19 protein-coding genes are annotated in these 25,739 nt (G+C 67.2%); 8 read left to right on the top strand and 11 right to left on the bottom strand.

Annotated features, from left to right (window positions below):
* The first annotated feature begins 29 nt into the window (after positions 1 to 29).
* Positions 30 to 299 carry a DUF7571 family protein gene (locus tag HWV23_RS08725; RefSeq protein WP_178290023.1) on the top strand — a complete coding sequence of 90 codons (270 nt, stop codon included), beginning with the start codon at positions 30 to 32 and terminating at the stop codon, positions 297 to 299.
* Between the two features lie 75 nt (positions 300 to 374).
* On the opposite strand, the gene leuS is transcribed toward HWV23_RS08725, so the two are convergent.
* Positions 375 to 3,014 carry a leucine--tRNA ligase gene (leuS, locus tag HWV23_RS08720; protein ID WP_178290022.1) on the bottom strand — a complete coding sequence of 880 codons (2,640 nt, stop codon included), beginning with the start codon at positions 3,012 to 3,014 and terminating at the stop codon, positions 375 to 377.
* A gap of 112 nt (positions 3,015 to 3,126) precedes the next feature.
* On the opposite strand from leuS, the gene HWV23_RS08715 reads away from it, so the two are divergent.
* The gene (locus HWV23_RS08715) at positions 3,127 to 3,324 is read left to right on the top strand and encodes a DUF7535 family protein (RefSeq protein WP_178290021.1); all 198 of its coding nucleotides are present in this window, start codon (positions 3,127 to 3,129) and stop codon (positions 3,322 to 3,324) included.
* Between the two features lie 9 nt (positions 3,325 to 3,333).
* Here HWV23_RS08715 and HWV23_RS08710 read toward each other — a convergent pair whose 3' ends face one another.
* The 3 genes from HWV23_RS08710 to HWV23_RS08700 are packed head-to-tail and all read right to left on the bottom strand — an operon-like array spanning position 3,334 to position 7,132.
* On the bottom strand, positions 3,334 to 4,395 hold the full coding sequence (locus HWV23_RS08710; RefSeq protein ID WP_178290020.1) for an ABC transporter ATP-binding protein: 1,062 nt from the start codon (positions 4,393 to 4,395) through the stop codon (positions 3,334 to 3,336).
* Positions 4,396 to 4,408: 13 nt separating this feature from the next.
* Positions 4,409 to 6,091, bottom strand: coding sequence for an ABC transporter permease (locus tag HWV23_RS08705; RefSeq protein WP_178290019.1), 1,683 nt, complete (start codon positions 6,089 to 6,091; stop codon positions 4,409 to 4,411).
* A 3-nt stretch (positions 6,092 to 6,094) separates the two neighbouring features.
* Entirely contained in the window at positions 6,095 to 7,132 is a 1,038-nt protein-coding gene (locus tag HWV23_RS08700; protein WP_178290018.1) for a thiamine ABC transporter substrate-binding protein, read from the bottom strand.
* An 84-nt stretch (positions 7,133 to 7,216) separates the two neighbouring features.
* On the opposite strand from HWV23_RS08700, the gene HWV23_RS08695 reads away from it, so the two are divergent.
* Positions 7,217 to 8,215 (top strand): AI-2E family transporter, encoded by a 999-nt coding sequence (locus HWV23_RS08695; protein ID WP_178290017.1) that lies wholly within the window; start codon positions 7,217 to 7,219, stop codon positions 8,213 to 8,215.
* Positions 8,216 to 8,242: 27 nt separating this feature from the next.
* Here the strand turns inward: HWV23_RS08695 and HWV23_RS08690 are convergent, their stop codons facing one another.
* On the bottom strand, positions 8,243 to 9,769 hold the full coding sequence (locus HWV23_RS08690) for a winged helix-turn-helix transcriptional regulator (protein WP_178290016.1): 1,527 nt from the start codon (positions 9,767 to 9,769) through the stop codon (positions 8,243 to 8,245).
* A gap of 221 nt (positions 9,770 to 9,990) precedes the next feature.
* Here HWV23_RS08690 and HWV23_RS08685 point away from each other — a divergent pair, with 221 nt between their 5' ends.
* Positions 9,991 to 13,143, top strand: a complete 3,153-nt coding sequence (locus HWV23_RS08685; RefSeq protein ID WP_178290015.1) for a S8 family serine peptidase — start codon at positions 9,991 to 9,993, stop codon at positions 13,141 to 13,143.
* A 20-nt stretch (positions 13,144 to 13,163) separates the two neighbouring features.
* Here HWV23_RS08685 and htpX read toward each other — a convergent pair whose 3' ends face one another.
* Complete coding sequence (gene htpX / locus HWV23_RS08680) at positions 13,164 to 14,030, bottom strand: zinc metalloprotease HtpX (RefSeq protein ID WP_178290014.1); 867 nt, start codon at positions 14,028 to 14,030, stop codon at positions 13,164 to 13,166.
* A gap of 48 nt (positions 14,031 to 14,078) precedes the next feature.
* On the bottom strand, positions 14,079 to 15,752 hold the full coding sequence (gene ggt / locus HWV23_RS08675; protein ID WP_178290013.1) for a gamma-glutamyltransferase: 1,674 nt from the start codon (positions 15,750 to 15,752) through the stop codon (positions 14,079 to 14,081).
* Positions 15,753 to 15,868: 116 nt separating this feature from the next.
* Between ggt and HWV23_RS08670 the strand changes: the two genes are divergently transcribed.
* Positions 15,869 to 16,801: a PfkB family carbohydrate kinase gene (locus HWV23_RS08670; protein WP_178290012.1), complete on the top strand. Its 933-nt coding sequence runs from the start codon at positions 15,869 to 15,871 to the stop codon at positions 16,799 to 16,801.
* 188 nt (positions 16,802 to 16,989) lie between these two features.
* Here the strand turns inward: HWV23_RS08670 and HWV23_RS08665 are convergent, their stop codons facing one another.
* Both HWV23_RS08665 and HWV23_RS08660 read right to left on the bottom strand, forming a co-directional pair.
* A complete protein-coding gene (locus tag HWV23_RS08665) occupies positions 16,990 to 18,474 on the bottom strand; it encodes an MATE family efflux transporter (protein WP_178290011.1) in 1,485 nt (494 codons plus the stop codon).
* Positions 18,471 to 19,055 carry a TetR/AcrR family transcriptional regulator gene (locus tag HWV23_RS08660; protein WP_178290010.1) on the bottom strand — a complete coding sequence of 195 codons (585 nt, stop codon included), beginning with the start codon at positions 19,053 to 19,055 and terminating at the stop codon, positions 18,471 to 18,473. The genes HWV23_RS08665 and HWV23_RS08660 overlap by 4 nt, the downstream gene beginning before the upstream one ends.
* 140 nt (positions 19,056 to 19,195) lie before the next feature.
* Here HWV23_RS08660 and HWV23_RS08655 point away from each other — a divergent pair, with 140 nt between their 5' ends.
* The 3 genes from HWV23_RS08655 to HWV23_RS08645 all read left to right on the top strand — a co-directional run bounded on the left by HWV23_RS08655 (position 19,196) and on the right by HWV23_RS08645 (position 22,993).
* Positions 19,196 to 20,329, top strand: coding sequence for a hypothetical protein (locus HWV23_RS08655; RefSeq protein WP_178290009.1), 1,134 nt, complete (start codon positions 19,196 to 19,198; stop codon positions 20,327 to 20,329).
* 181 nt (positions 20,330 to 20,510) lie between these two features.
* Positions 20,511 to 21,710 carry a surface glycoprotein gene (locus HWV23_RS08650; protein WP_178290008.1) on the top strand — a complete coding sequence of 400 codons (1,200 nt, stop codon included), beginning with the start codon at positions 20,511 to 20,513 and terminating at the stop codon, positions 21,708 to 21,710.
* Positions 21,711 to 21,796: 86 nt separating this feature from the next.
* Complete coding sequence (locus HWV23_RS08645; RefSeq protein WP_178290007.1) at positions 21,797 to 22,993, top strand: carboxypeptidase regulatory-like domain-containing protein; 1,197 nt, start codon at positions 21,797 to 21,799, stop codon at positions 22,991 to 22,993.
* A gap of 24 nt (positions 22,994 to 23,017) precedes the next feature.
* On the opposite strand, the gene HWV23_RS08640 is transcribed toward HWV23_RS08645, so the two are convergent.
* Both HWV23_RS08640 and HWV23_RS08635 read right to left on the bottom strand, forming a co-directional pair.
* Entirely contained in the window at positions 23,018 to 24,598 is a 1,581-nt protein-coding gene (locus HWV23_RS08640) for a cryptochrome/photolyase family protein (protein WP_178290006.1), read from the bottom strand.
* A gap of 72 nt (positions 24,599 to 24,670) precedes the next feature.
* A complete protein-coding gene (locus tag HWV23_RS08635; RefSeq protein WP_178290005.1) occupies positions 24,671 to 25,732 on the bottom strand; it encodes a S66 family peptidase in 1,062 nt (353 codons plus the stop codon).
* Positions 25,733 to 25,739 lie beyond the last annotated feature (7 nt).

Genomic DNA, 25,739 nt, shown 5'->3' with positions numbered 1-25,739 from the left:
TGTGGTATCATCTGACTAGGAGCATCGCTATGCAACCGTGCCAACACTGTCAGACGGTCATCGACGAGTATATCCTGGATAAACAACTCGAACCGCTGCGCGACCTGACGGTAGACGACTTCAACGTTTGCGCGGACTGTGCGACCATCGTCGCGGATGCGTGCGTGGAGTGTGGCGGCGCGGTGTACGTCCCCCGAAGCGAATCGACGGTTCCCGACTACTGTCCGGCCTGCCGGGCCGAACTGATCGAGCGAACGGGCCAGGACCCGGGCTGGCAACACGACCAGCTGTCGACGTAGGGGGACGCGACTCGTATTTTTTGACGATTCCCTCGATAGCGGCGCCTGCGAGAAAACCCCGCGAACAGCGACGGCCTACTCCTCGATGTTAATCGCGGGTCGGCCGGGTTCGGCCTTGTTCGCCACGCTGTCGGGCGCTTCCTCGGCGGTCAGCACCCGGACCTCGGCGTCGAACTCCCGTTCGACCAGCCACGCCGCGGACTGCAGGGCCTCGTACTCGGTTTCGGGGTCCAGCGTCTCCTGCAGGGCCTCACGGTTCGCCTGCAGGTCCTGTCCGTAGGAGGCGGCGTCGTCGCCGTGCCGTTTGATGTCGTCGTGTTGCATCAGTTCGCCGATGAGGTTCGGCGCGTCGCTGTCGATGGCGATGTTCAGCGCGTCGTACTTCCACTCCGGCGTGACAACGATGTCGATGCGCTCGGGGTTCGGAATACCGGCGACGTCGCTGATCTCCCGGACGTCCTCGCGGGTGTTCTGGACGAGGCGACGGCGCCGTTCGGCCGTCTCGCGGTCGGCTTCCGTGTCGGGCCATTCGGCGTCGACGGCGAAGCCATCGTAGCCCAGCGTCTCCCACAGTTCCTCGACGACGTGGGGCGTGACGGGCGCCAGCAGTTTCAGCGCGGTTTCGAGGCCGGCCTCGAAGGTGTCGGCGTCGACCGCAGTATAGTCGCGGTACTGTCGGAGCGTGCTGACGAGGTCCTGGGCCTCCCGCAGGGCGGTGTTGAACGTCAGGTCGTCGTACTCCTCGGTGGCGACGGCGACGGCGGCCTCGATTTCGTCGTCGACGTAGCCGGCGACCGAACCGGGGTCGTCGGTCGTTTCCACGTCGCCGGTGGTTAACGCCTCGACCGTGTCCTTCAGGCGGGTCAGGAAGGCATACGCGGAGCGGGCGCCTTCGTCGGTCCAGTCGAAGTCGCGTTCGGGCTGGGCGGCCTGCATCATGAACAGGCGGGCGGTGTCGGCGCCGTACTCCTCGACGATGGCCTGCGGGGAGACGACGTTGCCCTTGGATTTGGACATCTTCTCGCCTTCCAGCTGGACCATCCCCTGGGCCAGCAGGTTCTCGAACGGTTCGCGGTGGTCGAGGTCCTCGGTGTCGGCCAGCACCTTCGTGACGAAGCGGCTGTAGAGCAGGTGCATCACGGCGTGTTCGATGCCGCCGACGTACTGGTCGACGGGCATCCAGTCGTTGGCCCGCTCTAAGTCGAACGGCGCGTCGTCGAGGTCCGGCGAGACGTAGCGCAGGAAGTACCACGAGGAGTCGACGAAGGTGTCCATCGTGTCCGTCTCGCGGGTCGCCTCGGCGCCACAGTCGGGACAGGTGGTCTGCTTCCACTCCTCGGCGGCGTCGAGGGGGTTGCCGGTAGTGTTGATGAACTCCGGCAGTTCGACGGGCAGGTCCTCCTCGGGCACCAGGACGGGGCCGCAGTCCTCGCAGTGGACGACCGGAATCGGCGTCCCCCAATAGCGCTGCCGGGAGATACCCCAGTCGCGCAGTCGGTACTGGGTGTCGAGTTCGGCGCTGTCGATGTCCTCCGTCAGGCGTTCGCGGGCCGTCTCGCTGTCGAGGCCGCTGTAGTCGCCGGAGTTGACCAGCACGCCGTCCTCGGTGTAGGCTTCCTCGCTGACGTCGGGCACCTCGTCCTCGCTCGGGGCGATGACGGGGTCGATGTCGACGCCCATTTTCTCGGCGAAGTCGTGGTCGCGGTTGTCGTGGGCGGGCACGCCCATCAGCGCGCCGGTGCCGACGTCCGAGAGGACGAAGTCGGCGACGAAGACCGGAATCTCCTCGCCGGTGACCGGGTTCGTCGCGGTCAGGTCCGTCTCGACGCCGTTGGGTTCGTCGCCGTCCGGGTCGGCCTCCTCCTCGATGAAGTGACGGACGTCGGCGTCCTCCTCGGCCAACTGCTCGCTGATAGGGTGGTCCGGCGCCAGGGCGAAGAACGTCGCGCCGAAGATGGTGTCGACCCGCGTCGTGAACGCTTCGACGGAACCGTAGTCCTCGATTTCGAACTCTAGCTGGGTTCCGTACTGCCGGCCGATCCAGTTGCGCTGCATCTGCCGGACGGAGTCGGGCCAGCCTTCGAGGTCGTCGATGTCGTCGACCAGTTCGTCCGCGTAGTCGGTAATCTTCAGGAACCACTGTTCGAGTTCGCGCTGCTCGACGGGCGTGTCACAGCGCCAGCAGAGTTCGGCGTCGCCTTCGACCTGCTCGTCGGCCAGCACCGTCTCACAGGAGGGACACCAGTTGACCTCGGCGTCCCGGCGCTCGGCGAGGTCCTCCTCGACGAACCGGCGGAACAGCCACTGATTCCACTTGTAGTAGCGGGGCTTGCAGGTTGTGACCTCGCGGTCCCAGTCGTAGCCGAAGCCCATCGACTCCATCTGACCGCGCATCGTGTCGATGCAGTCGAAGGTCCAATCGCGGGGGTTCGTATCGCGTTCCTTGGCCGCGTTTTCGGCCGGGAGTCCGAAGGCGTCCCAGCCCATCGGGTGGAGGACGTCGTCGCCGCGCATCCGCCGGTAACGGGCGTAGGCGTCCGTAATCGTGTAGTTGCGGACGTGGCCCATGTGAAGTTGTCCGGAGGGGTAGGGATACATGCCGAGGACGTACGTCGGGTCGGAGACGTCGTCGGGCGTTCGATACACCGAGGCGTCGTCCCACGCCTCCTGCCACCGTCGTTCGACCGCCGTGTGGTCGTAGCCGTCGTCGTGCATAGAGAGGAAGTTATCGAAGGTACCGCCGGTTCGGCCCTTAAACTTTCCATCCGACGAATCCGGCTGTCCGGTCACACGAAGGCTCATGTCGGATGCGTCCCAATGGGGAGGTATGTCCGAGGGTACCGCTTCGACCGGGGGACTCGCGCTCCGAAATCGGGTTTCACGCGACGGGGAAACGAGCAATCTCTGGCTCGCTGTCGGCGCCGGCCTGCTGTTGTTGCTCGTCCCACTGCTCCCGTTCCTGCTCGTCGTCTGGATGATTTCGCGCACCCTGAAGGGTATTCGGAAGGACGTCTCCTGGGAGTAAGGCCGGCCGTTAGTCGTCCAGCACCCACGCGTCATCGGGGTCGAAGCCAACCGTCAGCGACCCCGACTCGGGCGGGTCGTCGAGCGCGGCGACCACGCGCCGACCCTCCCACTCCAGCCACACTCGGGTCGTCTCCCCGAGGAACTCGCTGTCGACGACCTCGCCGGTGAGGCGATTCCGTCCAGTTCCTTTTTCGAAGGCGGCGGGCCGGACACAGAACGTCAGACGCCCGTCGGACGGCGGTTCCACCCGAGAGAGTTCGAAATCCGCATCCCCGACGCGAACCGTGCACCCCTCCGTTTCACTTGCAGTTCGTTCCCTGGCACGGTTCGTGGTAACGACCTGCGCGTCGAAGACGTTGTTCTCACCGAGGAACTCCGCGACGAACCGGGTCCGGGGGCGACGGTAGAGGTCACGGGGGTCGCCGACCTGTTCGACCCGGCCGTCGTGCATCACGGCCACGCGGTCGGAGACGGCCATCGCCTCGGCCTGGTCGTGGGTGACGTAGACGGTGGTGACGCCGAGTTCCTGCTGGATGTCCCGAACGTCGCGCCGAAGGCGCTCCCGGAGGCGGGCGTCCAGCGCGCTCATCGGTTCGTCCAACAGGAGCACCTCGGGGCCGGGCGCCAGCGCCCGCGCGAGGGCGACGCGCTGCTGTTGGCCCCCGGAGAGTTCCGTCGGGTCGCGGTCGTCGAAGCCTTCCAGTCCCACGAGGTCGAGCAGTTGGGTGATGCGCTCCTCGGTCGAAACGCCGCCCGGCGGCTCCGAAAAGCGCAGGCCGTAGCCGACGTTCTCGGCGACGCTCATGTGCGGGAACAGCGCGTAGTTCTGGAACACGATGCCGATATCGCGGGCCTCCGGCGGCCGGCCGGCAACGTCCTCACCGTCGAAGCGAACCGTGCCTTCGGTCGGTTCCTCGAAGCCGGCCAGCAGACGGAGCGTCGTCGTCTTCCCGCAGCCCGACGGCCCCACCAATGTGAAGAACTCGCCGTCCTCGATGGCCAGCGACACGTCTTCCAGGGCCGTCGTTTCGCCGTAGCGCTTGGCGACGCCGTCCAGCGTTACCTCCATTCGTGCCACCTCGTCATCGCTCGAAGCCTCCGTATCCGCCGACGCGTTCGATGACCACGAAACTGACGCCCGTCACGAGGAGGAGCACCGACCCCATCGCGGTTGCGGGTCCGAGCGTCCGCTCGGCGAGATAGCGCTCGACGGCGACGGGCATGGTGTAGGACCCGCCGCCCTCCACGAGGACGATGGTGGCGTTAAACTCGCCGATGCTGATGGCGAAGGCGAAGGCCGCGCCGGCGGCGACGGCGGGCGCGACCAGCGGCAACTCGATATCGAGTAGCGCGCGGGTGCGCGAGGCCCCGAGCGCGCGGGAGGATTCGACCAACGAATCGTCCATCGACGACAGCGCCGGCGCGACAGTGCGGACGACGAAGGGGTAGGCACCGACGGCGTGGGCGGCGACGATGGCGACGGCGCCGGTCACCTGAATCCGGAGGCCCGCCACCTCGACGCCGAAGACGACCGTCTGCAGCAGACCGAAACCGACGACGATACCCGAGACGGCGAAGGGCAACATCGCGAGCGTCCCGACCACGCGCGCGGTCAGCGTATCCCGTGCGGTCGCCAGCGAGACGACGACGCCCATCGGTACCGCGAGGGCGACTGCGCCGACAGCGAAGACGAGGGAGTTGCGAATGGCCACGTCCGGTTGGGTGCCCACGACCACGTCCCGGCGGGCCAGCAGGAACTCGTAGTAGCGAAGGGAAAGCGACCCGTCGAGGTCGGTGACGCTCGCGAGCAGCATCGAGACGATGGGGCCGACGAAGACGACGGCGATGACGACGGCATACCCGGCGATTGCGAGGCGCTTGGCGTCGAGTTTCGCGAACAGGCGCTTTCGGGCCGGAGGGCGCGGCGCGACGCCACCACTTGCGGCCTGTGCCGTCTCGTAGTGGAGATAGGCGTAGGTCAGGCCGAGCGTGATGATGGCTTCCAGCACTGCGAGCGCCGCGGCCTCCTGCAGTCGGAGCGTCCGAATCCGGTCGTAGAGCCACACCTCGACGGTCGCGAGTTCGAGGCCCCCCAGCGCCAGCACGATGGGGAAGGACATGAACGTGAAGATGAACACGAGCAGGGCGCTGGTCAGCACGGCGGGCGCGAGTTGCGGGACGACCACGTCACGGAACGCCCGCCGCGGCGAGGCGCCGAGACTGCGGGCGGTCTCGACGGTGCGGGCGTCGACGCTCTGCCACGCCGCGGCGACGATACGGGCGACCAGCGGCGCGTTGTAGAAGGCGTGGGCGAGCACGATGATTTTCAGCGTGAACATCAATTCGAGTTTCGGCAAGCCGAGCCCCGCCAGCGCCTGATTCAGCGGGCCGTTCGTCCCGAACATGGCGGCGAAGCCGACCGCGACCATGATGGACGGCAGGACGAAGGGGACGAGCGTCAGCGACTGGACGGTGCGGCGGCCGGGGAACCCGTAGCGCGCGAGGACGTAGGCGCCCGGGAGGCCGAGCGCGAGGCTCAAAAGCGTCGAGAGGGTCGCCTGATAGGCGGTAAAGCCGAACAGGTCCCAGTAAAAGGGGTCGGCGAGGACGTCGAGCAGCGGAGAAAGCGTCGGTTGTCCGTCCTCGAAAATGGCCTCCACGAGGACGCTGGCGACGGGGTAATACAGCAGGACGACCAGCAGCGCGGCCGTGACTGCTCCGGCAACGAGAAACGGTCGTTCGGGGCGTCCTCGTCGGCCGGCCATTGCTTATTGGGCGACCTGTCGGGCCCAGTCCTCGACCCAGCCGTCGAGGTTGCCGGCCAGTTCGTCGTACGAGAAGGTAACCGGCTCGGGCGGGACGTGGGCGAACTGGGAGAACTCCTCGTCGAGTTCGGCGTCGTCGACCGCCGGGAACTGGACGTTCCGCTGGGCGATTTCGCCCTGCGCCTCGGGCGTCAGCATGAACTCCATGAGGTCGACGGTCGCGTCGGGGTCGTCGGCGTCCGCGAAGCGGGCCATCCCCTCGGGGTTGGCATAGCCCTGGTCGTTGAGGAAGCCGACCTGGTGGCGCGGGGTGTCGCCGTAGTAGACCTGGTCGGTCGAGTAGGAGACGACCATCGGCGCCTCCTCTTCGAGGTAGGCGTTGTAGGCGTCGTCCCACGACCCGAGGACGCGCACGTCGTTGTCCTGCAGGTCCTGCCAGTAGTCGAGGTAGCCGTCCGCGCCGAACTCGTGGATGGTCCACAGCAGGAACGCCCGGCCGGGGTCCGACTGCTGGGCGTTCTGGACGATGAGGTCACCGCGGTTCCGCTCGGCGGTCAGGTCCTCGAACGTCTCGGGTTCGACCTCCTCTTCGTCGTAGACGAGGCTGATGTAGCCGGTGTCGTAGGGGACCGCCCGGCCGTCGGGGTCGAAGCGGAGTTCGTCGAGAACCCGGTCGCTCCGTTCGAGTTGCCCCGAGAGGCTGTCGAAAAGCGCCGAATCGAGTTCGTCGTCGATGCGGATGAGTTCGTCGACGTTGAGGCCGACATAGAGGTCCGCCTCGATTGGCGCGTCCTGCTTGGCGCGCTGGATGTACTGGTTGACGCCCGCTTCGGGCACCTGAAACTCGATGGTGACGTCGTCGTCGCGTTGGGCTTCGAACCGCTCTTTCAGCCACGGGCCGACGGGTTCCTCGCCGTCGACGAAGGAGTCGTAGGTCGCGACGGTCACGACGCCGTCGCCGGGTTCCTGTTGATAGCCGAGACAGCCAGCCGTCGCCGTAACGCCAGCACCGACGCCGGCGATGAACGTCCGTCGCTTCATTACCGGGTGGTATTTCTGCGTGTACTTAAGTCGCCCGTGTCGTGGCCGGGAAACGGTTTTGCCCTCGCCCGCTGAATGGGTGTTGTGTCATCGCTTCGCCGCCGGCGATACGTCCTCGCTGGGTTGCTCGTCGGCATCGGCTTGATCGCCGTCGGCATCCTCTGGGCGGTCGTCGAGACCGTCTTCTTCGCGATTACGGTCGCCTACGTCCTCTACCCCCTCCGTCAGCGCCTCGTCGACCGCAGCGTGCCGAACCGCATCGCCAGCGGTATCGTCACCATGGTCGCGTTCGTGGCCGTGGTCGTCCTGCTGGCGCCCATCGCGTGGACGCTGTTCCGCCGCCGCAGCGCCATCATCGAACTGCTCGGGAACCTCCCCGACGAACTGCCAATCGAAGCGTTCGGCTTTACCTACGTCGTCGACGTCGTCAGCCTCGTCAACAGCACGTCCGAGGCCCTCCGGGAGTTGGCCTTCTCGATTGCGGCCGATTCGGTCTTCATCACCCTCCAGTTGACGCTGTTTACCATCGTCCTCTACGGCCTGCTGTTGCGGCCCAACGCCGTCGGCCGGGCGGCTTTCGAAATCACGCCGCCGTCCTATCACGACGTCATCCGGGCGCTCCACAACCGGATCGGCGGCACCCTCTATGCCCTGTATATCATTCAGGCGGCGACGGCCGTCCTCACCTTCCCGGTCGCGCTGGTCGTCTTCTTCACGCTCGGCTACGACGATGTCTTCGTGCTGGCGGTGCTGTCGGCCATCCTCCAGTTCTTCCCCATCGTCGGCCCCGGCATGCTCGCTATCGCGCTCGGCGGCTACGATTTCCTCATCGGAATGACCGACCGGGCCATCGCCGTCATCGTGCTCGGGACGGTGGTTATCGGTGTCCTTCCGGACATCCTCATCCGCCCGCGGTTGGCGACGAGACAGGCGAACCTGCCGGCGAGCCTCTATTTCGTCGGCTTCGTCGGCGGCGTCCTGACCGTCGGCGTCATCGGCATCATCGCCGGCCCGCTCATCGTCGCGCTGCTGGTCGAGATGGTCGACCTGTTGAGCGAGCGGTCCGGCGAAATCCGGGACTGAAACCCCGACTCTTGCCGTCGGCCGGTGTCAGTCGGCGGTGGCCTCGCCGTTCCGCCCGCTGAACTCCGTCGATTCGGGTTCGGAGGTCGGCCCCAGATGGGATTCGACCGACGAATCGAGCCGAGAAACCGTCTGTCTGCCCTCGGTTCGCTGAACGACGAGGCCGTCCTCGGCCAGCCGCGAGAGGTGATAGGAAACCGTGCTGTAACTCCGGTCGACGGCGTCGACGACCTCGCCAACGGTGGCCGACCCGCGCCGTCGAAGCGTTTCGATGATGTCCGCGCTGGTGTCCTCCGCGAGCGCGGCCGTGAGCGCTTCGTGTTCCGCCCCCAGCGGGTAGAACCGACGCCGGTTGCGCTGTTTGTGTGAGACGATTTCGCCCTCGCGTTCGAGCACTTTGAGATGGTGTCTGAGCGTCGAAAGCGGCACGTCGAGCGTCTCCGATAGTTCCGTGAGGCTCTCCCCGGGCACCTCCTGAAGATGGTCGTGAATCAGCGTGCGGGTCTCGTGTTCCAGCGGGTCGGTCGAGGACGACCGGCCGAACCGGAAGAGGACGCCGAATCGGCCCAGCCAGTCGCCGAACAGGACGGCGCCCGTCGACAGGAAGCCGACCCACGGCCGCGTCACGACCGTCAGCAGACCCATCGCGAAAAGCGAGGCGGGTGCAAGCGGCGCCCCGCTATCGAGGACGCCATCGAGCGTCGTCGGGGCGTCGAACACACCCGCCGTGGCGTTCGTCCCGTCGGCCGCTTCCGACGAGTCGTCCGGCGTCGGTGTCTCGGCGGTCTCCCCGCTCCCGGCGCCCTGCGTCGCCGTTTCGTCGCTGCCACCGGAGCGCGTAGCCGTCCCGCCGGTCGACGAGGAGGCGTCGTTCGCGGTTGTGGATTCGGTTCGGTTGACGGCGACCGGGTCAGCGCCCAGCGACGATGCCGTCATCGGCACGGCCACGCCCGGCAGCACCCGTGCGTTCAGTCCCATCCGCCGGTCGGCCGGCACGATGTCGGCGTCGAGGACGACACCGACCGTCGAATCGGCGTCGTTGCCGGTCTCCTCGGGAGTCGACCCGGCGCCGTCGCCGCTGTCGTCGAGTGCCCGCTCCTCGGCCCGCTGTGGGTCGGTCTCGAACTCGAGCAGCACCGACGCGTTCACCGACAGGGCCGAATGGTTCGCGAGCGCCTCGGCCTCCTCGGCCGTGAGGTTTTGGAGCGCGCGCTCGTGGACCGTCCCGTTGTCGCTCATGAGGTCCGACGCGGAGACGCCATCGAGGTCCTCGGCCAGCGCTCTCGCTACGGTCGCGTTCCCGACGGTACCGTTCACGAGGTCGACGTGGGTCGTGTTCCGGTCGAGTATCGACCGGTCGGATACGGCGTCCGTGGCGTTCGTCTCCCGGTAGTCGTGGTCTCCCCAGTCGTCGGTCCGGTTGTCGTCGAAGCGGTCGCTCGTCGTGTCGTGATCCGCCGCGGCCGGCGCCGGGACGGCCGCCGCGAGCAGGAACGCCAGCGCTACGCAGGCGGCTACGCATATCCCCCGTCGATAGAGTGTCCCCGAAACCACCGTATATCTGGCTACGACTATCGTACCGAAACGGTTCTCCCGGGTATAACCTGTCCTTTAAAGTCACTCTACGGCCGACAGCCGGCCGAACGGGCGCAAATCCGATTTCAGTCGTGGGATTCGATTGATGCTACCGTCCCCAACTCGGTCCCCGGCAGCCGTCGTTTCGATGCCGTTGTCAGAACTACCTTTGTAGGATATCGGAAAGCAGCGGGTACATCATGAGTGGACAGCCCAACGACGATTCCGGGTTCTCCCGTCGGACGTTCCTCCAGGCGTCGGGGACGCTCGTCGGGGCCGGGTTGCTCGGTGCCGGCGTGGCCGGTACCGCCGCTGCGGATATCGACCCGCTGGACGAACGGCTCCTGAACTGGCGCGTCGCGGAAGCCAAGAAAGTCTGGGAGAAGGGGTATCGTGGCCGTCCGGACCGGACGCTCGGCATCACCGACTCCGGGGTCGCCGCCCGCCATCCCGACCTCGGGCCCTGGAACGGACTGCGTATCAGCCCCGACGGCGATGGCGGTATCGACCTGTCCTCCGTCGAGGAATCGACCGAGCAGGTTCCGGTCACCGAGGCGACCACCGTCGAGACGCTGACGTTCAGCGGTCAGGTCGCCGGAACGAGCGTCGAGAACCTCTCCAGCGCCGAGACGGCGACGTTCAGTATCGACCCACAGGGCGGCGACTCGGTCATCGGTTACCAGATCGACGCCACCCTGAGTTGGAACGTCAACACGCCCGAAGCACAACTTTCGAGCGTTCGCGCGACGCTCCAGCGCGAGGCCGACGGCGAGTTCGTCGCCGTCGAGACCCTCGGAACGACCTACGTCGACGACGTTCGTTCGGAGAACGTCATCGAGGCGACCATCGAGGTCGAGGCCGGCGAGACGTATCGGTTCCTCGTCGAACCGACCCGCGGCGTCGCCGCCTGGGACATCGAGGCGGCCCTTCAGACCGTCGCAGATACGGGTGAGACCGAACTCGCCACCGTCTACGAGACGACCGGCTTCGAGGGCGACGTCCTGCCCGCCGAGAACGCGGCCATCGACGGCCAGACGCCCAAGACCGTCGCCTGGTACAGCGAGACCGACTCCTACGGGTCGTTCGACGTGCCTCGCGACCAGAACGGTCACGGCTCACACGTCTCGGGTATCATGACCGCGACCGGCCGCGCGTCGACTATCGACCCCGACCGCACCGAGATGCACGAGGAGAACGCGACGCTGCTGCCGACCGATTTCCTCGAATACGAGGTCACCGCCCGCGCCGGCACGAGCGTCTTCGCCAGCGGAATCGGCCAGGGCGTCGTCATCGAAATCGTCCACGACGGCGAGACGATCCACGAATCGCCGCTTCGATTCGACTCCATCATCGCCGACGCCCCGACCGTCCACGAGGCGGGCGAGGCAACCTACACCGTCCGGGTGAAACCGGTCGAGACCGAGGCGGCACTCCCCGCCGCCGAGCAGGCTCAGGCCGGCAATCCGCTGGCCGGCCGGCTGGAAAAAATCGCCGTCGGGGCGTACAGGCATCCGGCGGAGACGGATGGTGACCGGACCGAGGACGACACCACGGTCCACGGCGGCGTCGCGCCGAACTTTAGCCTCGCCGGGTTCCAGGGCCTCAGCGGCCCCGCCGAGGACCTCGGGGACATCGCCGCCGACGTTCGCGATACGCTCAATCTCCGTGCGGTCAACATGTCGTGGGGGCCGCTGCTCGGGCTGCCGTTGAGTGCCTTCGGCGCGCTGCCGAGCACGGCACCGGCCATTCGGAGCATGGCCGATGCCGGCATCCTCACGGTCGCGGCGGCGGGCAACTCCTGGACGCCGGCCAACGGCAACGGGGAGCCGGCGGCGGTCGGCGAGGCGATTTCGGTCGTCGCGACCGACCCCTTCGACGGCATTACCGGCTACTCCTCGGGCGGTATCGGCCAACTCAACGAGAACCAGGACGGCTTTGACTTCAAGCCGGACGTGACGGCGCCGGGCGGTGATATCAAACCCGACGCGCTCGTGACGGTCCTGCTCGGCCTGCCGGGGTCGCTCGCGCCGATTGACGTGCCCAGCGTCGGCACCCCGACCCCTGACAACGTCGAGTTGGTGCGTGCGACCGCTAATCCGGATCCCGGCGCGGATATCGCCAGTATCGACGGGGCGACGACCGACGACACGACGCTCGCCCGTGACCACCGCTCCATCGGTGGCACGTCGATGGCCTCGCCGTACGTCTGCGGCGTAGCAGGACTGGTCGCACAGGCGATGGAGGAGGACGCGCCCGACTCGATTGCACTGCCCGAACCCGGCCCGGAGATGGGCCACGAGGAGACCATGCGGCTGAAACAGGTCATCCTGTCGACGGCATCGACGACGGCCTTCACCGCTGCGCCGTACCACAACGCCCAGTTGGTGCCGAGTCCGGCGGGCTACACCCACGGCGAGCGTGACCCCTACGAGGGCTACGGTCGCGTCAATCCCGACGCCGCCGTCGACGCGGTTACGCGCGACCTGCTCGGTGCCGACATCTCCCTCGGCGACGAGCAGACCAGCGTCACCCACGAGGAGACCGTCGGCCTCGACGTGCCCTTCGATTCGCGGGCCGTCGCGGGCTTCGTCGAGGTACCGGGCGGCGACCTGACCGCCTCCGTGGCGTTCGATTCCTACGGCGGCGGCAACGCCGGACTCGCCAAGGGCGACCCCCACATCGACCTGTTCGTCTACGACGCCGAGAACCCGACCGACGTCGGCGAACCGAACATCCTCGACAGCGCCGTCGGGGCCAACGGGACCGCCGAGGTGTCGGTCAGCGTCGACCGTGGCGACGCCACGGACCCGACCGAGCGGACGCTGTTCGTCGTCGCGAAACTCGTCAACGTCCCCGGCGCCATCAACGGCCAGGACGTGCAGGCGCACTTCGACCTCGACGTGACGTTCAGTCCCGCGGATAGCTTCCCGCTGCCGAGTTTCCAGGCGACGGGTAGCCGCACGACCGACAGCACCGTCGTGACCGGCCGACAGGCCAACCGCGTCCGACTCACCGTCACGGACCTCGACGGCGAGGCGGTCATCCGCGACCGCTTCCCCAGCGACTGGAACCTACTCCCGTTCGGGGAGGGAACCGAAAGCGAGGATGGGGTCGTCGAGTTCGACGCCAACCCCGAGACCGACGGTGTCACCCCCGTCACGACCACCGACGTCGAGGGCGACAAGGAGGTCACCTTCACCTACTTCGTCGAACCGCCGGCAGGTCTCGAAAACTCGAACCTCGAAAGCTACGGCCCGGCCATCGCCGACATCGTCGACGACGGGTCGTTCCGGCAGGGGACTGTCGAGTTCGCCGGCACCGACGACGTCGTTCTGTTCGGCGCCGACGTCTGACCGGCGCCGGATTTCAGAAGTTACGTTTCGGCCTGCCGCTCTAACTTTCGCAGTTCCTCGATGCGCTTTTCGGTCGGCGGGTGGGTTCGGGCGAGCGAGCCGATGAACCCCTTGGAAATCGGGATGATGAAGAACGCGTTCATCTCGGCCTGCTCGCGGAGGTCCTCCTCGGGCACCTTGTCCATCCGCCCCGAGATTTTCATCAGGGCCGACGCCAGCGCCGCGGGGTTGCCCGTAATCGCGGCCGCCCCGCGGTCGGCGGCGAACTCCCGGTACCGCGAGAGCGCGCGGATGAGCAGGAAGGAGATAACCCACACCAGAAGCGAGACGATGATGGCGACGAAAAGCGGCGCCTGATTCCGCCCACGGCCGCCGAAGAGCCACCCCCACCGGACGATGAGGAAAGCGATCGTCGAGAGGAACGAGGCGATCGTCATCACCGCCACGTCGCGGTTCTTGATGTGGGCGAGTTCGTGGGCCAGCACGCCCTCCAGTTCCTCGTCGTCGAGGGTGTCGAGCAGGCCGGTGGTCACGCAGACGACGCCGCTTTTCGGCGACCGGCCGGTCGCGAAGGCGTTGGGCGTCCGGCTATCGGCGACGGCGACGGTGGGTTTCGGCAGGTCGGCCTGCTGTGAGAGCCGCGAGACCTGCGCGTGGAGTTGTGGGTACTCGTCTTCGCTGACCGTCTTTGCGCCCATCGACCGCAGGGCGAGCTTGCCGCTGAAGAAGAACTGCACGAGCGAGAAGGCCCCGAGCAGGAGGGCTGCAAACAGCAGGTTATCGAAATACAGCGTCAGGACGCCGACGAAGACCAGATAGAGCGCAAACAGCAGGAACATCGTCACGCCCATCCGGGCCCGGAGGTTCCAGTCGGTCTGCCATTCCATACCGACTCTTCGGGACGCGGCGGTTAAAAGTTCGCGCGCAGCGGCGAGTTACCAGACCTCGACCGTCCCGTCCTTTCGCGGTTCGGTGGCTCCCGACAGGGACCCGTCCTCGTTCCGGACCACCTGCGCGCCGCCGAACATGCCCGGTAGCAGCACTTCGACGTCGTGGCCGCGGCGCCGGAGGCCGTTCTGGACGTCGGTCGGCATCCGGGCTTCGACGGCGAGGCGGCCATCCTCGCGGTAGCGCCAGCGCGGGCGGTCCAGCGCCTCCTGCAGCGTCAGGTCATCGTCGAGCATCCCGACGAGCGTCTGGAGGTGTCCCTGCGGTTGCATGTAGCCGCCCATGACGCCGAAGGCCGACCAGTCCTCGGCGCCGCGCTTGAGGATGCCGGGAATCAGCGTGTGGAACGGCCGCTTTTCGGGTTCCAGCCGGTTGGGGTGGTCGTCGTCCAGCGAGAAGGAGGCCCCGCGGTTCTGGAGGGCGATGCCCGTCCGACCGGCGACGAGGCCGCTGCCGAAACCCGCAAAGCGGGAGTTGATGAAGGAGACGACGTTGCCCTCGTCGTCGCCGACACAGAGCAGGACCGTATCGGCGTCCTCGGGAACGTTCGGTTCCCGAGGGTCAGCGGGACCATGTCCCGCGCTATCCTCGGCGTGGGAATCGGGGACGCCGAAGGAGACATCAGAGGCCGTCTCGCCGACGCTTTCGGCGCGCTCGCGGGCCCACTCCTTCGAACCGAGCGGCGGAATCTCCTCGAAATCCGGGTCGGTGATGTAGCGGTGGCCGTCGTGGAAGGCCCGTTTCATCGCCTCGGCGAGGTAATGGACGCGTGCCGCTGAATCGGCGTCGTAGTCGCTGGCGCCCAACTCCTCGGCGATATTTAAGGCTTCCAGCGCGATGAGGCCCTGATTGTTCGGCGGGAGTTCGTAGACTTCGGCGTCGCCGTAGGTCGTCGAGACGGGGTCGGGGAACTCCACCTCGAAGTTCGCGAGGTCCTCGACGGTCAGGAAGCCGCCGTGGCTCTGGACCTCCTCGGCGATTGCTTCGGCGATGTAGCCCTCGTAAACCACGTCCGCGCCCTCTTCGGCAATAGCCTGTAGCGACTCGCCGAGGTTTTCGAGGCGGACCGTCTCGCCGGGTTCGGGTGCGCGCTCGCCGTCGACGAGGTACTGCTCGCGGGCGTGGGCGTCCTCGAACAGGTCTTCGCCCTGCGTCCACGCGTCGGCGATGACCTCGGTGACCGGATAGCCGTCCGTCGCGTAGTCGATGGCCGGCTGGAGGACCTCGGCGAGGTCGAGGTAGCCGAACTCCTCGACGGTGGCCTCCCAGCCGCGGGCGGTGCCGGGGACGGTCACCGCGTGGGCGCCCGTGCGGGGCATCTCGGCCTCGCTTGGGTCGATGCCCTGTTCGTCGGCGACGGCCTCGCGGACCTTCTCGCGGGTCGCGTTGGCGGGCGCACCGCCGCAGGCCCGCATCGCGCCGACCTCGCCGTCCGCGCTCTTGTACAGCATGAAGGCGTCACCGCCGAGCCCCGTCGAGGTGGGTTCGGTGACGTTCAGCGCCGCTGCCGTCGCGACCGCGGCGTCGAAGGCGTTGCCGCCGTCCTGCAGCGTGCGGAGGCCCGCCTGCGCCGCCAGCGGCTGGCTCGTTGCGACCGCGCCGTTCGGTCCCCGGAGCGTCGACCGCCGGGAGCCGAACGCGTCGACAGATGGCTTGTCCATACGGCGTGTACGCGTGGCTCCGATTTATCAGCGGCGACTCGGACAGCCACCGTCACACCACCTCGGCGCTCGTGTCGGCACGGCTACTTATAGGGTCGCCGCGAGATGTCTCGGCTATGCAACTCGTTACCCTCGGCGGCGCGGCGCTTCGCTTGACACCGCCGGGTCGCGAACGGCTCGAAACGGCCCAACGGCTCGACGTGAGCGTGACGGGGCCGGAGGCCAACGCCGCGGTCGCCGCGGGTCGTCTCGGCGCCGAGTCGACGTGGCTCTCCCGGCTTCCCGACGGCCCGCTCGGCCGGCGAGTCGCCGCGGAACTGCGCGCCCACGACGTCGATGTCGTCGCCGAACGGGCCGACGACCGGCAGGGAATCTCCTTCTTCGAGCGCGGGGCCTCCCCGCGTGCGGACGCCAGAATCACCGACCTGGCGGGCGAGGCCGTCGAGGAACTCACACTGTCGAACCTCTCGACGGCTCCCATCGCTGAGGCGGATACGGCCTACGTGACGGCGACGACGCTGCAGGGCCCGCGGGCGCTCGCGGAATCGACCGCGAAGTTCATCCAGACGGCCCACGAGAACGGCGCGAGGACGGCAGTCGGCCTGCTGGAGACCGACGAGTGGGACGACATCGAGTCGGCCCGTGACCGTCTGGAGCGGGTGTTGCCGGCCGTCGACGTCCTCATCGCCTCCGCTTCGGCGGTCGAGGCGGTCTTCGACCGCTCGGGGGAACCGACGCAGGTGACTCACGCGCTCGCGTCGGAACACGGCCTCGACGTGGTGGCGATGCGGCGCCCCCACGACGCCGCGGCGTGGCAGGATTCGACGGTCAGCGAACTCGCGACGGTCGAGGTGGACGCGGTCGACGAGACGGGCGGCGCCGACGCCTTCGTGGGGGCGTTCCTCGCGGCGCTTGCCGATGGCACGGCGAAAACCGCGCTTCGGTCGGCGCTGGCTGCCGACGCCCTCGTGCAGACGACGACGGGTCCGATGGCGGCGTTCAACGCCGCAGAAGTCGCCGAGGTTGCCGAGGACGTGAAGCCTACTTGAGCGATAGCCGATTTTATTTATAGGTAGTATCCGCCGAGCGGGGCGCTTGAAAAGCGCCCCCGAGGCGCGCATATTTTCACCACGTTTTTGCCCTGGGTCGCGGCTACGCCGCGACCTTATGACGTGGCGGCTTCGCCGCCACGCTGACTGAGCGCGCCGAAGGCGCGCGAAGGAAGTGCAAAAAGTGGCTAGTCGTCCGCAACCTCGATATCCCCGGGCGCGTCGACGTCCTCGGGGTCGACGACGTTGTCGGTCCAGGTACCGCGGAGGAACCACGCGCCGGTCGTCAGCGCGCTGATGACGAAGGAGATGGCGACGGCGTACCAGACGCCGATGACGCCCCAGCCGAGGACGGTGATGAACGCGAAGGAAAGCGGGATGCGGAAGACCCACAGCTCCTGGACCGACAGCAGCATCGCGGTACGGGTCGACCCGGAGCCGCGGAAGCCGCCCAGCGTAATCTGGAAGACGCCCAAAAAGACGTAGGCGGGGCCGGCGATGCGGATGTAGGCGGCGCCGTATTCGATGACGGTCTCGGAGGCGGCCTCGCCGGGCGGGAGGAAGACGCCGGTGATGGATTCGGCGAAGGGGTAGGCGATGGTGACGACGACGAGGAAGGCCCCGGAAACGGTCGCGGCCGCGAGCAGGACGGCGCGTTTGGCGCGCTCGGGTTGCCGGGCGCCGAGGTTCTGGCCGACGACGGTTTCGGTGCCGCGGGCGAAGCCCAGCGCCGGCAGGAAGAGCAGGGAGGCGAGGCGGTTGACGATGCCGTAGGCGGCGACGGCGTCGTCGCCGGCCAGTGCGATGATGGCGGTCATCGCGGCGATGCCGCCGGCGCGCATCCCCTGTTCGGCGCCGGTCGGCGCGCCGATATCGAGGATTTTCTTGACGGTGTCGGCCTTCAGGAGGAAGTCGCTGGGCGACGGCGAGAGGCCGACGTCGCCGAACAGCAGGAGGTACATTCCGATGCCGGCCGGGAAGAAGCGGGCGATGACGGTGGCGATGGCCGCACCCATGACGCCGAAGCCATCGAAGCCGGTCAGCGCGAACAGTTGGGTCTGGAGGGCCTCCATGCCGGCCCACACGAAGAGGGGGTTGTCGACGAACCCGAGGATGAGGAAGGGGTCCAAAACGACGTTCAGCGTCGCGCTGCCGGCCATCAGGTAGAGCGGGGTTCGGGTGTCGCCCCAGCCGCGCATCAGTGCGTCGAAGATGAAGAACCAGAACATGAAGACGACGCCGAGGAAGATGACGCGGGTGTAGTCGGTGGCAAAGGTGTGGGGTGCGGTCCCCGGCGTGGCGCCGATGAGCGCGAGCAGGTAGGGCGCGGCGACGTAGCCGACGGCGGCGAAGACGACGGCGACGATGGTAACGAAGGAAATCGTCTGGCCGGCGACGTGGTGGGACTGCCGGAAGTCGCCCGACCCCTTGTGCTGGGAGACCAGCACGGTCCCGGCGGTGGTGAGGCCGCCGCCGACCGAGACCATCAGGAAGACGATGGCCCACGAATACGAGAGGGCGGCGACGGCGTCGGCGCCCAGTTGGCCGACCCAGAAGGTGTCGGCGAGGTTGTAGGCGACCTGCAGGACCTGCGAGCCGATGATGGGTGCCGACAGCACCAGAAGGGGTTTGAAGAGGTCGCCGTCGGTGACGTTGACCGACCGGTCTTTCATCCGGAGACCAGCCAGCCGTCGATGACGTCGCTGACCAGCGCCTCGCGGACGGGTTCGAGCGCGGTATCGTGTCCGAGGGTGACCCAGCGGATGCGTGCGCCCTGAATCGCCGCGAGCAGGTGGGCCGAAACGCGCGCCGCGTCGACGTTTCGGAAGCGGCCGTCGTCGATACCGCGGTCGATGACGGCGGCGACCGTCGCGTGAATCTGCGCGTCGTTTTCGGCCAACTGGTCACGGAAGGCGTCGTTGTGGGGGGCTTGCGCGCGGAGTTCCAGCAGGGCGGTATGGAAGGCGCGGTGTTCCTCGCGGCTGCGCTCGTCGCCGAAGAGGAACGCGTCGACGAGGTCGATGAGTCGGTCACGAGGGTCGCCGTCGGTGGCGACCCGTTCCTCGAACCGTTCGAGGAGATACGCGAGCAGCGCAACGAGCAGGTCCTCCTTCGTGTCGAAGTGGTAGTGTAGCAGCGACTTGCTGCAGTCACACTCGTCGGCGATGTCCTGCATCGTCAGGGAGGCGTAGCCGTGTTCACAGAGGGCCCGGTAGGTGGCCTCCATGATGCGCTCCCGTGTCTCCTCGACCATTATTGACTGACTAGTCAGTCGACGTTTTAACCGTTGCGTGTACCGGCCATCGAGGGGCCGCTCGGGCCGTCCATCCGGCGTGGTAATCCGTCCCTTGATTGGCCACATAATTTATGCGTCGAGCCGCGGGAAAGCCGGACATGAGGCTCAAAGCAACGGCATTAGCACTCCTCGTGGCCGTTTCGATGGTCACGATGGCGGCGGCGCCGGCCGCCGCGACCCAGCAGGCTGACGGCGAGGCGTACAGTGGCGCGAACATCGAGTTCCAGACGACGGGCAACGCCGTCGCGGATTACGCGGTTGACGGGAACGTCATCGTCGAGAACGTGACCGTACAGTCCGCCAGCGAGGCCGAAAGCAGCGGTGGCCTCGACGCCGGGCTGGAAGCGACCACCGACATCGACGCGGCGGGACTGGAACTTCAGAGCCAGACCCGCGCCAGCGCGACGATTCGGTCCGAAAGCGGCGCCGAGATGGAGACCCACGACAACCAGCGCGGCATCATTCAGGTCCGCGCGGACGGCCAGAGTCAGGTCGTCAACGTCAACGTCAGCGGTGACGCGGAGTCGGAAAGCGACGAGCGCGTCGTCGTCACCAAAGACGACGGCAGTCAGGGTACCTTCATCGTCGTCGGTGACGGCGAAGTCGTCGTCAACGAGGAAGGCGACGTCAACGCCGACATCGAGCAGGGCAGCCAACTCGTCTACCGCCAGTACGATGGCGAGCGGAGCGACGACGACGAGACGACCGAGCGGATGATTCAGAACGGCACGGCGACCGCCGAGGTCTACGTCCAGCAGTCTCAGGAAGGCGGCGAGGAGACCGTCGCTGACGCCGTCGAATACGGCGAGGACACTTCCGTCGAAATCGCCAGCGCCTCCGAAAGTCAGGTCAACATGACGGTTGAGCGGAGCCAGAGTCAGGGGAAGGTCATCCTGACGACGGTCTCGGAGGCGGCCTTCGAGAACGCCGAGGACCTCACCGTCACCGTCGACGGCGAGGCCGCGGCACAGGCCGACTCCTACAGCGCGGTCCAGCAGTCCGCCGCGGAGGGCGACCAGCCCCGCTACTACGTCGCCCAGTCCTCCAGTGCGGAGGCGACGACCGACGTGGCCATCGGTATCGACCACTTCTCGGAACGGAACGTCGCGATGCAAAGCGACGGTGGCGGCGGTGACGGCGGCATGACCGACGGCGACGGCGCCGGCTTCGGTCCCGTCATCGCGCTGCTTGCGGTCGTCGGCACCCTGCTTGCGGCCCGCCGACACGCATAGGCACCGTTCCTTTTTCTTGCCGACGGCCTTGCTGGGCCTCCCGTTGCGGTTTCGCCCCTCTTATCAAACATCGGGCATACCCGGAATACCTCCGTTCTATAAACAAAATCGCAGTACGTGAACGGCAGACGTTGCCGCATCGGCCAAGAAGCTTATTTCTGCCGAACGGAACGTTTCACGTATGCGATACCGAGCGATACTGCTGTCGGCGCTGCTGGTCGTCTCCATGGTGGGGACGGCCGCAGCACCGGCAGCGGCCCAGTCCGCGGAAGGCGAAGCGTATGCCGGAACACACGTCGAATTCGACCAGCAGAGTAACGCCGTCGCGGATTACGCGGTCGACGGGAACGTCATCGTCGAGAACGTGACGATGCAGTCGGCCGGTGAGGCCCGAAGCCAAACCGGTATCGGCGTCGAGACCAGTGTCGGCGCAGCCCTCGCGGCCGACATCGTCGGTGCGACCATCGGCAGCCGAAGCCAGACCGACGCGAGCGTCACGCTCGGATTCGAGAGCGGCGGCGAGATGCAGACCCACGACACCCAGCGGGGCGTCGTCCAGTTCCAGGCGACCGACGGTAACCAGGTCGTCGCGGTGAACGTCTCCAGTAACGCCGATGCGCAGGCTGAAAGCGACGAGCGCGTGGTCGTCACCAAGGACGACGGCAGTCAGGGCGCCTTCATCGTCGTCGGTGAGGGCAGCGTCGCCGTCGACGACAACGGGGACGTGACGGCTGAAGTCTACGAGGACAGCCAACTCGTCTACCGACAGTACAACGACGAGCGCTCCGAGAACGACGAGGAGGCCGAGCAGATGATTCAGAACGGCACGGCGACCGCCGAAGTCTACGTCCAGCAGTCCGCCGAATCCGGCGGTGAGACGGCGGTCGAAGCCATCGAGTACGGTAACGACACCTCCGTCGAGGTTGCCTCGACGGCCGAAAACGAGATCAACATGACCGTCGAGCGGACCCGGAGTCAGGGGAAGGTCGTGCTGACGTCGGTCTCGGAGGCGGCCTTCGAGAACGCCGAGGACCTCACCGTCACCGTCGACGGCGAGGCCGCGGCACAGGCCGACTCCTACAGCGCGGTCGAACAGTCGGCCACGGAGGGCGACCAGCCCCGCTACTACGTCGCCCAGTCCTCCAGTGCGGAAGCGACCGTCGACGTGGCCATCGGTATCGACCACTTCTCGGCGCGGAACGTCCAGTTGAGCAGTCAGGACGACGCGACGCCGACCGAGGACGGGTCGACGGCCACCGAAAGCGAGTCGACCGAGACGCAGTCGCCCGACGATAGCTCGCAGGGCGACGGCGCCGGCTTCGGCGCCCTCGCGGCGCTCGCGGCGCTGGCATCCTCGCTCATCGCGGCGCGGCACCGCTAAGACGGCGATATAATCTTCTTTTCCGCCCGGAATCGACTGTTGAAACGGCCCGGCCAAACTAAGTAGTCCCGCACGGAGGCTCCGATATGTACCGGCTGGTGAGTCTGGCCATCGCCGCGGCGATGGTCGGCTGTCTTTTGATTACGCCGACGGCTGCAGCGACCCAATCGCAGGTCACGTTGACCGTCTCCGTCGTCGACCAAAGCGACGCGGCGGTCGACGACGCTACCGTCACTGCGACGTGGGACGACGGTGAACAGACGGCGACGACCGCGAGCAACGGGCGCGCGTTCGTCGACGTCCCCCAGGGCGCCGATGTATCGATAGATGTTGACCACGAGGAGTACACTCGTAACTTCCCGGTCACCGTCGAGGACGCCTCCGAACAGGACGTGACCGTTCGCGTCTCGCAGAAGGGGCAGGCCACCGTCGTGGTGACCGACAGCGAGAACCAGTCTCTCGTCAACACGACCGTCGAACTCCGGCGGGACGGCCGGACGGTCGCCACGGGACAGACGGACGCCGACGGCCGCTTCGAGACGGACACGATAGAGCAGGGCCGCTATCAGATCGAGGCGGTCAAGCCCGGCTACTACCGCGAGTCCATCTCCGAGCGGGTTCGCACCGATGGAACCCACGAGATATCGCTGGAGCGCGGTACCGTGCGTCTCGATGTGACGGTCGTCGACGACCACTTCGACCCGGCGGAACGGCTCGAAAACGCCGTGGTGCAACTCGACGATGCTGACGGCGAAGTCGCACGCGTTCGGGCCTCCGGCGGCACCGCGTCGCTCAGTGTCCCGGTAAATACCGACTACCGGGTCACCGTCACGAAGGAAAACTACACGGAGTCCAGTCAGCAACTCACCGTCCGGGAATCCGACCGGTCGGTCGAAATCGCCACCCAACGCGTGCCGACGTTGACGGTCGAACCGCAGAACACGCAGGTCGTGGTCGGCGAGGTGACGACCCTGCAGGTAGTCAACGCCTACAGCGAACCGCTGCCGAACATCACCGTCCAGCGGAACGGCCAGGCGGTCGGCGAAACCGACGCTAACGGTCAACTCACCGTCACCATCGAATCGGCGGGCGAAAACGAGTTCCGTGCGGTCGGCGACGACCTCGAAAGCGACCCCGTCGTCGTCAACGGTATCGTCCCGGCCGACGAGCAGACGGCGACCGAACCGACCGAGACGACCGACGGCACCAACGGCGACGGTCCCGGCTTCGGCGTCATCGCCGCGCTTCTCGCTATCGTCGCGGTGGCCGTCATCCGGCGGTAGCCGACCGGTTTCGCGCCGTACTTTTCATAGGTCACCCGCGTCGGCCATCTCGCGCAGTTCGGCGACTCGCTCGCGTATGTCTGTCATCTCGCCCGATTCGCGTTTCTCGTCGACGTGGCTGTACATGAGTCCCATCCGGTGATTCGAGCGAAGCGGCTCCTCGTTACGGTCCAGGAAGTCCCAGTAGAGTGCGTTGAACGGGCAGGCGTCAGCACCGGTGTCGGCCTCGGGGTCGTACCGACACCCCGCGCAGTAGTCGGACAGCTCGGTGAGGTAGTTCGCCGATGAGACGTAGGGTTTGGTGGCGAAGACGCCGTGGCCGTACGACCCCATCTCGACGACGTTCGGCGTCGTCACCCAGTGGTAGGCGTCGACGTAGGCCGCGTGGAACCAGTCGTTGAGTTCGGCGGGGTCGACGCCCCACAGCGTCGCGAAGTTCGACAGGACCATCAGCCGCTGGATGTGGTGGGAGTAGCCCCGCGACCGGACGTCGTCGACGGTTTCGGCGAGGCAGTTCATCGCGGTGTCGCCGCTCCAGTAGCACTCCGGGAGGTCCCGGTCGGCACCGAGTTGGTTGGCGTCGGCCAACTCGGGCATCGCGTGGCGGTAGACGTGGCGCATGAACTCCCGCCAGCCGAGGACCTGCCGGACGAACCCCTCCACGGACGGCAGCGGCAGGTCGCGCTCCTCGAAGGCCGCTTCGGTGGCCTCGATGACTTCGACGGGGTGCAGCAGGCCGAGGTTGATGGCTGGGGACAGCAGCGCGTGGGCCATCGCCCACTCGTCGGCGCGCATGGCGTCCTGATACGGGCCGAACTCGGGGAGGCGTTCGTCGATGAAGTGGTCCAGAACGTCGCGAGCGCCCTCGCGGGTGACCGGCCAGACGAATCCTTCGTCGCTCTCGCCTGCGAACGCGTCGCTGCCCCACACCTCGAACGCCTCGCCGACCCACTCGTGAACCTCGCGAACCCCCTCGTCGTGGTCGACGGGCGGTTTCGGCGGGGCCTCCCAGTCGTCGGGCGGGAACTCGCGGTTCGCCTCGTCGTAGTTCCAGTCGCCGCCCTCGGGGTCGTCGCCGTCCATCAGGACGCCCGTCTCGCGTCGCATCCATCGGTAGAACTCCTCGTGGCGGAACGGCGCTTCGCGGCCATTGGCCCACTCGTCGAAGGTCCGGCGGGTGCTGACGAACAGTTCGTTGTCGACGACGCGGAGGTCACCGCCCGCTTTGTCGGCGAGTTCGCGCAATCGACGCTCGGCGCCGTGGCTCGGCGAACGCATGAGAACGAGCGTCGTCTCTGGATAGCGGCCGAAGAACTCGTCCAGCGCCTCGCCGAAGGTATTTGCCCGTATATATACGACGTCGTAGCCCGCAGCCTCAAGCCGGTCACGGAAGGCCTGCATCGCCGCGAAGACGAGCGTGAGTTTGTGGTGATGGTAGGGCTTCCGCCGGGCGAAGTCGTGGGCCTCGACCATGAGGACGCGACTGCCCTCGGGCGCTCGGGCGAGGGGGCCGGATTCGGCCGTCAGTTGCGTGCCGAGGACCCACGGCACCTCGGTGTCGTCCAGCGTGTAGTCGGGCGGGTCGCCGACGAGCGGCCGGCGCATATTCACGATTCGGGCGCCGCGCGTTTAGTAGTCAGTGTGGGGTGTGTGTGGTGACGCGTGGTGCCCCGTCGGCTATTCGAACCGAATCGTCTCCGCCGCCGGGTCGAGACTGACCCGCCCGCCGATGGGCAGCGGCGCGATGGGGGTCGTATGGCCCCAATCGAGGCCGCACACGACGGGCGCCTCGGGGTTGTACCGTCCCACCTCCTCGATTATCGCCTCGTAGAGTCGCTCGCGGTAGGCCTCACGTTCCTCGCGGGGCGGCTCTTTCCGGTAACTCCGGGTCGGCGGCCGGCCGACGAGGACGCCGTCGAACCGCTCCAGCAGGCCGCGTTCGCCGAGACACATCAGCGTCGCCCCGACCATGTCGGGGTCGGGAATCGTCTCGGCGGTCTCCAGACAGAGCACGGCGCCGTCCAGCGCCTCGGGGGCGGGCAGGTAGCGGTCGGTCGCCAGGTGCCACTCGACGATGGAGCGGTTGCCGCCCCAGAGTCGCCCTTCGACGGCCTCGGTGCCGCCGTGCCAGCGCCAGCCTGGATTGGCCTCGTATTCCGGCGGCGACCCCATCTCTTCGGGGTTGGTCCACCAGGTCGTGGGTTCGTCGGTCCACTCGTCGCTTTCGTCGAGTTCGCCCAGCGAGTCCTCGAAGAAGGCCCGTCGGCAGTAGCGTTCGGTGTAGGCGGGCAGGTCGCCGGGGACGGCGAGTTCGTTCATCAGTTGGGCGCCGTTATACGAGACGAGGCCAGCGGTCCACGACAGGAGGTTGAGGTTGGTGTTGTCGCTCATCCCGTAGAACCGCTTGGGGTTGTTCCGGAGGACCTCGGGGTCGACGTGGCGGAGGATTCGCAACTGGTCGGCGCCGCCGATGGTGGCGATGACGCCGCTGATTTCGGGGTCCCGGAACGCGGCGTGGACGTCGGCGGCCCGCGCCCGCGGGCTATCGGCGAGGAAGCCGTTGCTCTGTCGGGCGGTCGGATAGACGACCGGTTCGAGGTCGAACGCGTCGCGGAGACGCTGGAGGCCGAGTTCGAAGACGTGCGGGGCATCGTGAGCGCCGCCGCTGGAAGGGGCGATGACGGCGACGCTGTCGCCGGGTTCCAGCGGGGGCGGTGTGAGGAACTCGCGGTCGGACATGGTCGCC

The organism is Natronomonas halophila (assembly GCF_013391085.1).
Taxonomy (GTDB): domain Archaea; phylum Halobacteriota; class Halobacteria; order Halobacteriales; family Haloarculaceae; genus Natronomonas; species Natronomonas halophila.
Note: the sequence above shows the minus strand (reverse complement) of the source record. Positions and strands in the feature narration are given on the sequence as shown.

Coding starts and splice junctions, on each gene's coding strand:
- HWV23_RS08725 (WP_178290023.1), top strand. CDS start 30: ATGCAACCGTGCCAACACTGTCAGACGGTCATCGACGAGTATATCCTG.
- leuS (WP_178290022.1), bottom strand. CDS start 3,014: ATGCACGACGACGGCTACGACCACACGGCGGTCGAACGACGGTGGCAG.
- HWV23_RS08715 (WP_178290021.1), top strand. CDS start 3,127: ATGTCCGAGGGTACCGCTTCGACCGGGGGACTCGCGCTCCGAAATCGG.
- HWV23_RS08710 (WP_178290020.1), bottom strand. CDS start 4,395: ATGGAGGTAACGCTGGACGGCGTCGCCAAGCGCTACGGCGAAACGACG.
- HWV23_RS08705 (WP_178290019.1), bottom strand. CDS start 6,091: ATGGCCGGCCGACGAGGACGCCCCGAACGACCGTTTCTCGTTGCCGGA.
- HWV23_RS08700 (WP_178290018.1), bottom strand. CDS start 7,132: ATGAAGCGACGGACGTTCATCGCCGGCGTCGGTGCTGGCGTTACGGCG.
- HWV23_RS08685 (WP_178290015.1), top strand. CDS start 9,991: ATGAGTGGACAGCCCAACGACGATTCCGGGTTCTCCCGTCGGACGTTC.
- htpX (WP_178290014.1), bottom strand. CDS start 14,030: ATGGAATGGCAGACCGACTGGAACCTCCGGGCCCGGATGGGCGTGACG.
- ggt (WP_178290013.1), bottom strand. CDS start 15,752: ATGGACAAGCCATCTGTCGACGCGTTCGGCTCCCGGCGGTCGACGCTC.
- HWV23_RS08670 (WP_178290012.1), top strand. CDS start 15,869: ATGCAACTCGTTACCCTCGGCGGCGCGGCGCTTCGCTTGACACCGCCG.
- HWV23_RS08665 (WP_178290011.1), bottom strand. CDS start 18,474: ATGAAAGACCGGTCGGTCAACGTCACCGACGGCGACCTCTTCAAACCC.
- HWV23_RS08660 (WP_178290010.1), bottom strand. CDS start 19,055: ATGGTCGAGGAGACACGGGAGCGCATCATGGAGGCCACCTACCGGGCC.
- HWV23_RS08655 (WP_178290009.1), top strand. CDS start 19,196: ATGAGGCTCAAAGCAACGGCATTAGCACTCCTCGTGGCCGTTTCGATG.
- HWV23_RS08650 (WP_178290008.1), top strand. CDS start 20,511: ATGCGATACCGAGCGATACTGCTGTCGGCGCTGCTGGTCGTCTCCATG.
- HWV23_RS08645 (WP_178290007.1), top strand. CDS start 21,797: ATGTACCGGCTGGTGAGTCTGGCCATCGCCGCGGCGATGGTCGGCTGT.
- HWV23_RS08640 (WP_178290006.1), bottom strand. CDS start 24,598: ATGCGCCGGCCGCTCGTCGGCGACCCGCCCGACTACACGCTGGACGAC.
- HWV23_RS08635 (WP_178290005.1), bottom strand. CDS start 25,732: ATGTCCGACCGCGAGTTCCTCACACCGCCCCCGCTGGAACCCGGCGAC.